Annotated in this window: 11 protein-coding genes; 4 read left to right on the forward strand and 7 right to left on the reverse strand. The window is 60.4% G+C overall.

The genetic code is table 11. The features are described from left to right. Positions 1-102 precede the first annotated feature (102 nt). Entirely contained in the window at positions 103-1,008 is a 906-nt protein-coding gene (locus Q0677_RS12680) for a DMT family transporter (protein ID WP_298910326.1), read from the forward strand. Positions 1,009-1,073: 65 nt separating this feature from the next. Here Q0677_RS12680 and Q0677_RS12685 read toward each other — a convergent pair whose 3' ends face one another. The 7 genes from Q0677_RS12685 to Q0677_RS12715 form a co-directional block, all read right to left on the reverse strand. After that, on the reverse strand, positions 1,074-3,278 hold the full coding sequence (locus tag Q0677_RS12685; protein ID WP_298910327.1) for a 3-hydroxyacyl-CoA dehydrogenase NAD-binding domain-containing protein: 2,205 nt from the start codon (positions 3,276-3,278) through the stop codon (positions 1,074-1,076). Positions 3,279-3,290: 12 nt separating this feature from the next. After that, entirely contained in the window at positions 3,291-4,496 is a 1,206-nt protein-coding gene (locus Q0677_RS12690) for an acetyl-CoA C-acetyltransferase (RefSeq protein ID WP_298910330.1), read from the reverse strand. A 17-nt stretch (positions 4,497-4,513) separates the two neighbouring features. Next, the gene (locus tag Q0677_RS12695) at positions 4,514-5,149 is read right to left on the reverse strand and encodes a glutathione S-transferase family protein (protein WP_298910333.1); all 636 of its coding nucleotides are present in this window, start codon (positions 5,147-5,149) and stop codon (positions 4,514-4,516) included. Positions 5,150-5,237: 88 nt separating this feature from the next. Next, a complete protein-coding gene (locus tag Q0677_RS12700) occupies positions 5,238-7,013 on the reverse strand; it encodes an acyl-CoA dehydrogenase C-terminal domain-containing protein (RefSeq protein WP_298910335.1) in 1,776 nt (591 codons plus the stop codon). Positions 7,014-7,032: 19 nt separating this feature from the next. Beyond that, positions 7,033-7,422, reverse strand: a complete 390-nt coding sequence (locus tag Q0677_RS12705) for a MerR family DNA-binding transcriptional regulator (protein WP_133486011.1) — start codon at positions 7,420-7,422, stop codon at positions 7,033-7,035. Between the two features lie 266 nt (positions 7,423-7,688). Next, positions 7,689-8,057, reverse strand: coding sequence for a MerR family DNA-binding transcriptional regulator (locus Q0677_RS12710; RefSeq protein WP_298910345.1), 369 nt, complete (start codon positions 8,055-8,057; stop codon positions 7,689-7,691). Positions 8,058-8,158: 101 nt separating this feature from the next. Further along, positions 8,159-9,283: a putative manganese transporter gene (locus Q0677_RS12715; RefSeq protein ID WP_298910348.1), complete on the reverse strand. Its 1,125-nt coding sequence runs from the start codon at positions 9,281-9,283 to the stop codon at positions 8,159-8,161. A 103-nt stretch (positions 9,284-9,386) separates the two neighbouring features. On the opposite strand from Q0677_RS12715, the gene Q0677_RS12720 reads away from it, so the two are divergent. The 3 genes from Q0677_RS12720 to Q0677_RS12730 are packed head-to-tail and all read left to right on the forward strand — an operon-like array spanning position 9,387 to position 11,709. Further along, positions 9,387-9,890 (forward strand): PaaI family thioesterase, encoded by a 504-nt coding sequence (locus Q0677_RS12720; protein WP_282181385.1) that lies wholly within the window; start codon positions 9,387-9,389, stop codon positions 9,888-9,890. Continuing rightward, positions 9,887-10,402, forward strand: coding sequence for a PaaI family thioesterase (locus tag Q0677_RS12725; RefSeq protein ID WP_282181384.1), 516 nt, complete (start codon positions 9,887-9,889; stop codon positions 10,400-10,402). Before Q0677_RS12720 ends, Q0677_RS12725 begins: the two co-directional genes overlap by 4 nt. Further along, positions 10,399-11,709, forward strand: coding sequence for an MATE family efflux transporter (locus tag Q0677_RS12730; protein ID WP_298910355.1), 1,311 nt, complete (start codon positions 10,399-10,401; stop codon positions 11,707-11,709). The genes Q0677_RS12725 and Q0677_RS12730 overlap by 4 nt, the downstream gene beginning before the upstream one ends. Positions 11,710-11,711: the final 2 nt, after the last annotated feature.

Below are 11,711 nucleotides of genomic sequence, written 5' to 3' on the forward strand. Positions count from 1 at the left end.
CAAAGCGATGCGTTTTCTTAACTTGTGTCGTTTTCCGAGTGGACCCCACTGTGCCCCCTGTGGTCAATGGCCCTTAGAGGCTTTTCAGGTAAGGAAAACGACATGGCGGCGGACAGACCCTTGGCAGCGGCAGGATTTATCTTTGCTGCGATGTTCTTCTTGGGCTTTTTCGACAACCTCGTCCGCCAGATCGCGCCCGAGCTTGGGTTGTGGCAGTTCCACCTGATGCGCACCGTGATGGCCTTTGGGTTGTTTGCGCTGATGTCCCTGTCGGACCGCGTGCGGCTGCGCCCAATTCGGGCTTGGGCTGTGATGGTGCGGGGCGGTCTGGCGGCCCTTGCCATGCTGTTTTACTTTGGTGGGCTGGGATTTTTGCCCGTGGGGCAGGTGGCCTCGGGCCTGTTTACCGCCCCGATCTGGGTGATGCTGATCTCGGCCATGTTCTTTGGAAAACCCATCGGGTTCACGCGGATGGGGGCTGCCCTTGTGGGATTCGTTGGTGTGGTGATCGTGCTGGATCCCTTCAGTGAGGGCATCCGCCCCGCAGTCGTCGTGCCAATGGCGGCAGGGTTCTTCTATGCGTTGGGCGCCATTGCAACGCGCCAATGGTGCGAGGGGGAATCAGCCCTGTCCATGCTTGCGGCCTTCTTCCTGTGTTTGGGCGTGTTCGGCGCGATTGGAACCGTCATCATGACGGTTTGGCCGCACGAGGTGCCATCTGGCGCGGATGGCTTCATTCTGCGCGGTGCTGTCTGGCCCAGCGGCTGGGCGCTGTTCATCACCTTCTTGCAGGCCTTCGGGTCTATTCTGGGGGTTGGGCTGCTGTTCCGCGGCTATCAACTGGGCGATCCGGCGCAGGTGGCGATCTATGAATACTCTCTTCTGGGATTCGCGGCGGCGTGGAGCTTTGTCCTTTATGGCGACCGATTGGGGCCGAGCGCGTTTTTGGGCATGGTGCTGATCGTGGTGTCCGGCATCGTGATCACTCTGCGGTCGCGCAAAAGCTAACTGGACAGTTTGACAAAGAAACGGCCCGGAATTTCCGGGCCGCTTTGGTGTTTAGAAGGTTTGGATCAGGCCGCGTCTTGGGCGCTATCGAAGCGGCCATAGAATGTCTCGCCCTTGTCCGCCAGATCCCGCAGTAGGGCAGGCGTGGTGAAGCGCGCGCCGTGTGCTTCGGTCAGGCCATCGCAGATCTCGACCGCACTGCCCGCGCCGATCATGTCCAGCCAGCTGAACGGACCGCCCGACCACGGGGCAAAGCCCCACGCCAGGATCGCGCCCACATCACCTTCGCGGATGTCTTCCAGCACGCCTTCTTCCAGCGCACGGACAGCTTCCAGAACCTGGCTCATCATCAGGCGATGCTTCACTTCGGTCAGGTCAGGCTGATCGTCTGCAAGCGGGAACTTGTCGCCAAGACCTTCCCACAGACCAGTGCGCTTGCCCTTCTCGTCGTAGTCATAGAAGCCCGCGTTTGCCTTGCGACCCATGCGGCCTTCACCGGCCATCCAGAAGATGATCTCGTCCACCGCATCGTCCGGATAGGCGTCGCCCATCGCAGCTTTGGTGGCCTTGGCGATTTTTACGCCCAGCTCGATCGAGGTCTCATCAACTAGTTGCAGAGGACCGACTGGGAAGCCCAGCAGGCGTGCGGCGCCTTCGACCAGCGCGGGGCTGACGCCCTCGCCAACCATGCGCATCCCTTCGTTGATGTAGGGAATGATGCAGCGGTTGCAGTAGAAGAAACGCGCGTCGTTGACCACGATCGGCGTCTTGCGGATCTGGCGCACATAGTCCAGCGCCTTGGCCACGGCCCGCGGACCGGTTTCTTTGCCTTTGATGATCTCGACCAGCATCATCCGCTCAACAGGCGAGAAGAAGTGGATGCCGATGAACTGATCCGGGCGCTCAGATGCCTTTGCCAGCTCGGTGATCGGCAGGGTCGAGGTGTTGGTGGCGTAGATGCAATCGGGGCCAACCACGGCCTCGACCTTTTTGGTCATCTCGGCCTTCACGCCCACGTCTTCAAAGACCGCTTCGATGATCAGGTCGGCACCTTTGAGTGCCTCCAGGTCAGTTGTCGCGGTGATGGCCGAAAGAACGGCCTCTTTCTTCTCGGGCGTGGCCTTCTTGCGGGCGATGCCCTTGTCCAGATAGCCCTCGGAATAGGCTTTGCCGCGATCTGCGGCTTCCTGAGTTTGGTCGATCAGAACGACTTCCATGCCAGCCATTGCCGACACCAGCGCAATGCCAGCCCCCATCATGCCTGCGCCCAACACGCCGACCTTCTTGACCGACTGATCATCGACGTCTTTCGGACGCACAGCGCCTTTTTCCAGCGCCTGTTTGTTGATGAACAGAGAGCGGATCATGGCCGAGGACGACGGGTTCATCAGCACGTTGACGAACCAGCGGCATTCCACGCGCAGCGCGTCGTCGAAGGGCACCATGGCGCCTTCATAGACCGCCGCCAGCAGGGCATTTGCCGCAGGATAGACGCCATTGGTCTTGCCGTGGATCATTGCAGCCGCGCCAACGAAGGTCTGGAAACCAGCCGGGTGATAGGGCGCGCCGCCGGGCATTTTGTAACCCTTCGCGTCCCATGGTTTCACGATGTCGGCATCGGTGGCGTTCAGAACCCACTCTTTCGCGCGGGCTTGCAGCTCGTCTGCCGGAACAACCTCGTCAATCAGGCCAGCGGCCTTGGCTTTGGCCGGGGCCACGGTCTTGCCTTCCAGCAGGAAGGGGGCTGCCGCCATCGCGCCCATCTTGCGCACCAGACGGGTCGTGCCGCCTGCGCCGGGGAAGATGCCCACAAGGATTTCCGGCAGGCCGATCTTGGCCTTCGGATTGTCGGCCGCGATGATGCGGTGACAAGCCAGTGGGATCTCCAGACCGATGCCAAGCGCGATGCCGGGCAGGGCGGCGACAATCGGTTTGCCGCCCTTATTGGTCTTGGGGTCCATGCCCGCACGCTCGATCTTACGCAGCGCGCCGTGCATCGTCATGATGCCGTCAAACAGACCCTGCGCCGGGTTGTCGCCCGCGTCGGATTTCATCTGAGCGATCACGTTCAGGTCCATCCCACCGGCGAAATCCTTCTTCGCCGAGGTGATGATCGCGCCCTTCACATTGTCATCCGACAGAACCGTGTCGACATGCGCGTTGAGTTCTTCCAGCGCGGCATAGGACAGCACGTTCATGGATTTGCCGGGAACGTCCCAGGTGATGGTGGCGACGCCATCGGCGTCAACGGAATAGTTGAAATCAGCCATGTTTACGTCTCCTTACACGCGTTCCAGAATGGTGGCGGCACCCATGCCCGAGCCGATGCAGAGCGTGGCCAGACCGGTTTCCTTGTCCGAGCGCTCCATTTCATCCAGCAGGGCGCCAAGGATCATCGCACCAGTGCCGCCCAGCGGGTGGCCCATGGCGATCGCGCCGCCATTGACGTTCACCTTGTTGGTGTCGGCGTCAAAGGCTTGGATGAAGCGCAGAACGACGGATGCAAAGGCTTCGTTGACTTCGAACAGGTCGATGTCGCTGATCGACATGCCTGCCGAGGCTAGGACGCGTTCGGTCGCGGGAACCGGACCGGTCAGCATGATCGTCGGATCGGTGCCAACTTTCGAGGTCGCCTTGATGCGCGCGCGGGGCTTGATGCCGTGACGTTCGCCGAACTCTTTGTTGCCGATCAGGATTGCTGCGGACCCGTCTGCGATACCGGACGAGTTACCTGCGTGGTGGACGTGGTTGATCTTTTCCAGATGTGGGTATTTCAGCAAGGCCACGGCGTCGAAGCCCGGCATTGCCTCGCCCATCGCTTTGAACGAGGGGTTCAGGCCACCTAGCGTCTGCATGGTGGTTTCGCGGATCATCTCGTCCTCGGCCATCACGGTCAGACCGTTTTGGTCGGTGACGGGGATGATCGACTTGAAACGCCCATCTGCACGCGCTGCTGCGGCGCGTTTCTGGCTTTCAACCGCATAAGCGTCGCAGTCGTCGCGCGTGAACCCGTATTCGCTCGCAATGATGTCGGCCGAGATACCTTGCGGCACAAAATAGGCTTTCATCGCCAGATGCGGGTCGGCAGCAATCGCGCCCCCGTCCATACCCATGGGCACGCGGCTCATGCTTTCAACGCCACCGGCGATATAAGCGTCACCTGCGCCGCCACGCACTTGGTTGGCAGCCATGTTCACGGCTTCCAGGCCCGAGGCGCAGAAACGGTTGATCGAGACACCGGGGATACGCTCGTCCAGATCAGAATACAGCACGGCAGAGCGCGCCAGACAGGCACCTTGCTCGCCCACCTGGGTCACGTTGCCCCAGATCACATCCTCGACGGCGTGACCGTCCAGATTGTTGCGCTCTTTCAGCGCGTTAAGCGCAACAGACGACAGGCGTACCGAAGTCACTTCGTGCAGGGTTCCGTCTTTCTTGCCCTTGCCGCGCGGGGTGCGCACGGCGTCATAAATATAGGCGTCGTTCATCATTGATCCTTTCGAAATCATGCGCGGTCGGCAGGCGATCCGGGCATCAGGTCATAGGGGTGTTTCCAGCCGGGCGTTTCCGAAATCCGGGTCAGCCAAGCGTCAATTGCGGGCCATTCGGCGCGGTCAAAGCCGAAGGGTTCAGGGTAGAACAGGTATCCACAGCACGAGATGTCAGCGATCGTGATCCCGTCGCCAACCAGCCAGTCGCGGGTCGACAATTCGGCTTCCAGCGTTTTGTAGGCACCTTTCAAGCGGCCTTGGTTGAAGGCAATCACCTCGGCCGGGCGTTTGTCTTCGGGCAGGAAGTTCATCAGGAAACGGGTCATGCCAGCCATCGAGGACATTTTGTGATTGTCCCAGAACTGCCAGCGCAGAATCTCGCGGCGTTCGGCAGCGCTGGTGCCACCGAGTTTGCCGGATTTCGAGGTGACATAGTCCTGAATGGCCCCGGATTGCGACAAGGTCACGTCACCATCCACCATCACCGGAACTTCACCCATCGGGTTGATCTCGCGGTATTCCGGGCTGCGGGTTTCGCCGCCAAAGAAGTCGACAAAGACCGGCTCCCACTCCAGCCCGGACAATTCCAGTGCCAAAGCGGCCTTATAGGCGTTTCCGCTTTCTCCGAAGCAGTAAAGTTTGATGGTCATGGCGTCCTCCCCGGCGCGTTATTGTGTGAACCGTGCGCCCCGCGCGAGATGCTGCAAGGGCGCACAGGAATGTGTCAGCGGGCCAAGGTCAGAACTGCTCTGCCTCCAGCGCCATCACCGTGTCCGCACCGCTTTCGATCCGTGCAAGATGCATCGAGGTGGCGGGCAGGCGGCGTGCCATATAGTAGCGCGCGGTGGTCAGCTTGGTCTCATAGAACGTCGCGTCGCCTTCACCACGTGACAGTGCGTCAAGTGCGGCGCGCGCCTGCCGGGCCCACATGAAGCCAAGGCAGACATGACCGAACAGGTGCATGAAGTCATAGGATCCAGCCAGCGCGTGGTTCGGGTTTTTCATGCCGTTTTGCATGAAGAACATGGCCGAGGACTGAAGGTGCTTCGAGGCGGTCTTCAGCGGCTCGATGAAATCCTTCATCGCCTCGTCGTCGCCCTGTTCCTTGCAGTAGGACTTGATCATCTCGAAGAAGGCCATGATCGGCTTGCCACCATCGGCGGCCAGCTTGCGGCCCACAAGGTCCAGCGCCTGAACGCCGTTGGCACCTTCATAGATCTGGGTGATGCGGGCGTCGCGGGTGAACTGGCTCATCCCATGTTCTTCGATATAGCCGTGGCCACCATAGATCTGCTGGGCCAACACGGTCATGTCAAAGCCCTGATCGGTCAGGAAGCCTTTCAGAACCGGGGTCATCAAGCTGATCAGCCCGTCTGCGTCTTTGTCTTCCGAGCGATGCGCCTGATCGATCAGCTGCGCGCCCCACAGAAGGAACGCACGCGCGCCTTCGACGAAGCTTTTCTGATCCATGAGCGAGCGGCGGATATCCGGGTGCACGATCAGCGGATCGGCGGGGCCGTCCGGGTTATTCACGCCGGTCACGTCACGACCCTGAAGGCGGTCCTTGGCATAGATGACGGCGTTCTGATACGCGGCCTCGGCCTGTGCCAAACCTTGCATTGCCACGCCCAGACGGGCCTCGTTCATCATGGTGAACATGGCGCGCATGCCTTTGTGCATATCGCCCAGCAGATACCCTGTTGCCTCGTCATAGTTCATGACGCAGGTCGAGTTGCCGTGGATGCCCATCTTCTTCTCGATGTTGCCAACGGACACCCCGTTGCGCGATCCGACCGAGCCGTCTTCGTTCACGTTGAACTTGGGCACGATGAACAGCGATACGCCTTTGATGCCCTCTGGCCCGCCGGGGATTTTCGCCAGCACAAGGTGGATGACGTTGTCCGACATGTCGTGGTCACCGGCCGAGATAAAGATTTTCTGGCCAGAAACCTTGTACGACCCGTCGTCCTGCGGTTCCGCCTTGGTGCGCATCAGGCCCAGATCGGTGCCGCAATGCGGTTCCGTCAGGTTCATGGTGCCGGTCCATTCGCAGCTGACCATCTTGGGCAGATAGGTCGCTTTCTGCTCGTCCGTGCCATGCGCCAGAATGGCCGAGGCCGCGCCGTGGGTCAGGCCCTGATACATGGTGAAGGCTTGGTTGGCGGACGAAAACAGCTCGCCCACGGCCGTACCCAGAAGCACCGGCATGTTCTGGCCGCCGAATTCTTCCGGCATGTCCAGCCCGGTCCAACCGCCTTCTTTCATCTGCTCGAACGCGTCCTTGAACCCGGTGGGGGTGTAGACGACGCCGTTCTCAAGACGGCAGCCTTCCTGATCGCCAACGGTGTTCAATGGGGCCAGTACTTCGCCCGCCAGTTTTCCGGCTTCTTCCAGAACCGCGCTGGTGAAGTCGCGTTCAAGGTCCCCGTATCCGGGAATGTCCGATTGCTCGGCCTTCAGCACATCGTGCAGAAGAAAGGCCATGTCTTGGGTGGGCGCAGTATAGCTGGGCATGTCAGGCGTCCTTTTCCGGTCAGCTGTTGTCGTCGAACGAGGCGATTTTCGCTTGGCCCCATTCCAGTTGTTCGGTCAGATCGTTGATGGCTTCGTCCAGTTCCTCGCGCTGACGCTTGAGGTCTTCAAGATGCCCTTTGGCCACTTCGACGGTACGAGTCAGCTGCGTTTGTTGCTGGTCGCCCATGTCATACAGATCCAGGAGTTGGCGGATCTCTTCCAGTGCAAAGCCAAAGCGCTTGCCGCGCAGGATCAGTTTCAGGCGCGCACGGTCACGTTTGGTGAACAGGCGCTTCTGACCTTCCCGGATCGGGGAAAGCAGTTCTTTAGCCTCGTAAAACCGCAGCGTCCGTGCGGTGACGTCGAACGCATCGCACATCTGGCGGATGGTCATAAGATCGTCGGTCATTCGATACTCCATACTTTTCCGACACTGGCCACTGATCTGACCAGTTCCGTTTACAATATATGTTGACGTTTACGTAAATGTAACGTGACGTCGCGTCTTTTCTTGTCGTGGCGTAAAGCCTGATTTTACTGGGGATAAGCAAGGGGCTGATTTTCAACCGAAAATCAGTTTCCCTAGGGGCAGATGTTTTTTTCAGAGATTTGGAGTCGAAGGTGACCTAAGGGCAGTGAAGGCCTGATCTGGGCCTTCGAATCGCCGCTCAAATCTCAGCCCAGCCCATCGGCCACGTCATCGCGTAGTTTCTGAAGGTCGGTGATGCTTTCGGACAGTTCTTCATACTGCGCGCGCAGCGCAGACAGCTGACGATCCGCCAGCTCGACCCACGCGCGGTTCTGCGCATCGGTGCCTTTTTCATCGTAGATCAAAAGCCACTGGCGCAGTTCTTCCAGCGAAAACCCAAAGCGCCGCCCCCGTAGAATCAGAGTCATCCGGGCCACTTCGCGCGGGGTATAAAAGCGCGACCGGCCTTCCTTTTCGGGGCTCAGAAGCTCGATATACTCGTAATAGCGCAGGGTGCGCGGGGTAACATCGAACTTTGCGCACATTTCTTTAAATGTCAGGCGGTCGTCAGACATAGCGCTCCCCTCGGCTTCACTTCGGTCCACCGTAAAGGACTGAGCGGAGTGGTGCAATTCAGTAGAAGCACGCGGTTGACGTCGCTGCAAAGGTCGTTGCGTCAGTTCATAAAGCCCGGTGCGAAGATATAGAACACATAGGCAATCATCGTGGCGGGGATCGTCGAATAGAGCGTCGCATAGATCGCGGCCTTCGGGTTCAGCGCAATCGCCGGGAACAGCGCGTCGCCATCATTTGACACGGCGTTGCCCATCAGCGCGGCGAAAGGAATGATGCCGTTCAGATACAGCGTCGTGACCAGAACCTGCGGGCCACAGCCGGGGATCAAACCGACCAACACGCCCATCAGAGGCAGAAGCGGTCCGATCGACTGGAACAGAAGCTCCAGATCCAGTCCTCCAAACTCGGCCACATAGTCATAGGCCAGATACGCGCCGATCACCCAGACCGAGATAAAGCTTGTTTCTTCGGCCATGCGGGTCAGAGGGCTGTCTTTGGCGTTTGTCATGGCTGACACTTTTGATGTGGCCCAGATCGTCAGGCCAAGAAAGGTGCCAACAAGCGCGATCCACATGATGGGTAGGCCAAAGATTGTGTCTACTTCGACCTGCGCCAACTGCGACGCACCTACGTAGAGGCCCGGAATGGCCAGCACCAGATAAGCCACATCCTGAGGACGGGTTTTGCCGATAAGGGGGGCCAGCTCGCAGCTGGCCAATGTCGAGGCGCGGTATTCGACCGTGTGGAAGCGATCCACGATCCAGCCCGATAAGATGCCGATGGCAAAGGACAGGGGCAGTAAGACGATGGCTGCATCCGGGCGGGTGGCCAACAGCAGGAAGGCGGCATCGCCCATGGTTGCGGTCAGTGTGGCAACCACTGCACCAAACCCGACATGGCCCGAGCTATAGGCTGCGACCACGACCACAGCGCCGCCGCACCCGGGCGTCGCCCCGAGCATCGCGGCCAGCGGCACTTGCGCGCCCTTGGCGTTCGATAGAACCTCGCCAATATCGAACTTGAACAGCCGCTCGGCCCCGTAGAACAGAAGTAACGTAGCGGCAACAAATACCGAGACCTGCACATAGGCATCCGTCATTAGCTCGCGCGTCAGTTCACCCAGATGGCCGGGCGCAATGGCCAGCGCGGCCATGATGGCCAGCACCAAAAGGCGCTTGGGGCGTCGTACACCGAAGGGCGTGGCAATGGTCGTGGCGTCGGTCATGTTGGCACTTTTAATTGAGAATAATTCTTAATTGCGAAACTAGGGGCTGGACGCGTGAATTGCAAGGGCCAATAAAAGGCGTGAAAGCAAAAGGATATTGCCAATGATGAAAGGCATGACGGCCGAACAGAAGGCCGAACTCGCGCGGAAGTTCACCGAGGCCATTCCGCATTGCAAGGCGCTGGGGATGGTGCTGGAAAAGCTGGAAGACGGCGAAGCCATCATGTCCATGCCTTATGATGAGAAGCTGATCGGGGATCCGCGTACCGGTGTGATCCACGGGGGCGCGGTGTCGGCGCTGTTGGATACGTGTTGCGGCTCGGCCGTGATGAGCCACCCGAAGGCGCCGGCGATCACCGCAACGATTGATCTGCGTATTGATTACATGCGCCCCGCGACGCCGGGCCAGAAGATCACCGCCAAGGCCACCTGCTATCACGTCACACGTTCCGTTGCGTTTGTACGTGCTGTGGCGTTGGACGAAGACGAGGGGCGCCCGGTTGCGACGGCCTCGGGCGCGTTTACTGCTGACGGAGATCCAAAACGCCGCTCGACCGAGATTTCAAATGACATCACAGATGATGTCAGCGAAGGAGGTGACGCATGAACTTGCCCCCGAACCACAAGCGCCCCGAGCCGGTCGAGGTCGTAAAGCAGCGCCGTGACGCGGCCCTGTCTGGGTTGGTCGATGGTGTGCCCTATGTGCAGTTCCTTGGCATTCAGGTTGAACGCCACGGGGACGAGCTGACCGCCATCCTGCCGTTTGATGAGAAGCTGATCGGCAACCCGATGCTGCCCGCGATCCACGGTGGCGTGACCGCAGCGTTTCTGGAAACCGCCGCCGTGATCCAACTTAGCTGGTCCACCCTGTGGGAAGATATGGAGACCGGCGTGCTGGATCCCTCGACGCTCGGCCCAGACAACATGCCTTATCTGCCCAAGACGATTGATTTCTCGATCGACTATCTGCGCTCGGGTCTGCCGCGTGATGCCTATGCCCGCGCGCGGGTTGTGCGGCAGGGACGGCGCTATGCGTCTGTGCATGTGGAGGCATGGCAGGATAAGCGCGACAAGCTTTATGCGCAGGCAACCGGCCACTTCCTGATGCCCGGCTCGTGACCGGCCCCGCGCTGACCCATCGGCGCGTTCTGGCGGTGGCCGGGCCGATTGTCCTGTCCAACGTGACCGTGCCCATTCTGGGGCTGGTGGATACCGGTGTGATCGGCCAGTTGGGCGACGCAGTCCCCATCGGTGCGGTCGGTCTTGGCGCGGTCATCTTGTCCACTTTCTTCTGGGTCTTCGGTTTCCTGCGGATGGGCACAACCGGCCTGACCGCGCAAGCGCACGGAGCAGGGCGACAGGGCGAGGTCGCCGCGATGCTGACCCGCGCCCTTTTGATCGCGGTCGCCGCAGGTGTCGCGCTGATCGCCCTGCAAGGCCCGCTGTTCTGGGCGGCGTTTCAGGTGGCCCCGGCCTCGGGCGAGGTCGAGACGCTGGCGCGCGACTATCTCTCCATCCGGATCTGGGGCGCCCCCTTTGCGATCTCGGTCTACGCCTTCACGGGCTGGCTGATCGCGCTGGAACGCGCGCGGTCTGTGCTGGTTCTGCAAGTCGTCATGAACGGCGTGAATATTGGGCTGGACTTGTGGTTTGTGCTTGGGCTGGACTTGGGGGTCGAGGGCGTTGCGATTGCCACGCTGCTGGCCGAATTCTCGGGCGCGGCGCTGGGCATGTGGCTGTGCCGCGACATGTTCCGCAACCCGGCGTGGCGCGACCGTGCGCGGGTGCTCGACGGGCCGACCTTAAAAAACATGGCCGTGGTGAACAGTGACATCCTGCTGCGCTCGCTGTTCATCATGGCGATCTTCACCAGCTTCACCTTCTATGGCTCGGGCCTGTCGGACACGGAACTCGCTGCCAATCAGGTACTGATGCAGTTCCTGCACGTGACGGCCTACGCAATGGACGGGTTCGCCTTCGGGGCCGAGGCCTTCGTAGGCCAAGCGCTGGGCGCGCGTGACCGTTTCGGCGTCAGGCGCGCATCCGTCTTGACCAGCCTGTGGGGCGCAGGGATTTCCTGCGCCTTGGGGCTGAGCTTCGTCGTGGTTGGGGGCTGGGGCATCGACGTAATGACCACAGCGCAGGATGTGCGTCAGGTCGCGCGGGATTTTCTGCCCTATATGGTGCTCGCCCCGCTTCTGGGCTGGCCTGCGTGGATGCTGGACGGCATCTTCATCGGCGCCACGCGAACCGCCGACATGCGCAACATGATGATCCTGTCTGCGGCGATTTATTTCGCGGCGGTCTATGCCCTGATGCCAAGTCTGGGCAATCACGGGCTGTGGGCCGCTTTGCTGATTTCCTTCGTGGCACGCGGGGCGAGTTTGGCCCTGCGCTATCCGGCGTTGGAGCGGTCTGCGGCGTAAGT

It is taken from the genome of uncultured Aliiroseovarius sp., assembly GCF_947492455.1.
Classification (GTDB): Bacteria; Pseudomonadota; Alphaproteobacteria; order Rhodobacterales; family Rhodobacteraceae; genus Aliiroseovarius.

What these genes read in the sequence shown, in the direction of transcription:
- Q0677_RS12690 (WP_298910330.1), bottom strand. Translation starts at nt 4,496, where the DNA reads ATGAACGACGCCTATATTTATGACGCCGTGCGCACCCCGCGCGGCAAG.
- Q0677_RS12705 (WP_133486011.1), bottom strand. Translation starts at nt 7,422, where the DNA reads ATGACCGACGATCTTATGACCATCCGCCAGATGTGCGATGCGTTCGAC.
- Q0677_RS12695 (WP_298910333.1), bottom strand. Translation starts at nt 5,149, where the DNA reads ATGACCATCAAACTTTACTGCTTCGGAGAAAGCGGAAACGCCTATAAG.
- Q0677_RS12720 (WP_282181385.1), top strand. Translation starts at nt 9,387, where the DNA reads ATGATGAAAGGCATGACGGCCGAACAGAAGGCCGAACTCGCGCGGAAG.
- Q0677_RS12710 (WP_298910345.1), bottom strand. Translation starts at nt 8,057, where the DNA reads ATGTCTGACGACCGCCTGACATTTAAAGAAATGTGCGCAAAGTTCGAT.
- Q0677_RS12715 (WP_298910348.1), bottom strand. Translation starts at nt 9,283, where the DNA reads ATGACCGACGCCACGACCATTGCCACGCCCTTCGGTGTACGACGCCCC.
- Q0677_RS12680 (WP_298910326.1), top strand. Translation starts at nt 103, where the DNA reads ATGGCGGCGGACAGACCCTTGGCAGCGGCAGGATTTATCTTTGCTGCG.
- Q0677_RS12700 (WP_298910335.1), bottom strand. Translation starts at nt 7,013, where the DNA reads ATGCCCAGCTATACTGCGCCCACCCAAGACATGGCCTTTCTTCTGCAC.
- Q0677_RS12725 (WP_282181384.1), top strand. Translation starts at nt 9,887, where the DNA reads ATGAACTTGCCCCCGAACCACAAGCGCCCCGAGCCGGTCGAGGTCGTA.
- Q0677_RS12685 (WP_298910327.1), bottom strand. Translation starts at nt 3,278, where the DNA reads ATGGCTGATTTCAACTATTCCGTTGACGCCGATGGCGTCGCCACCATC.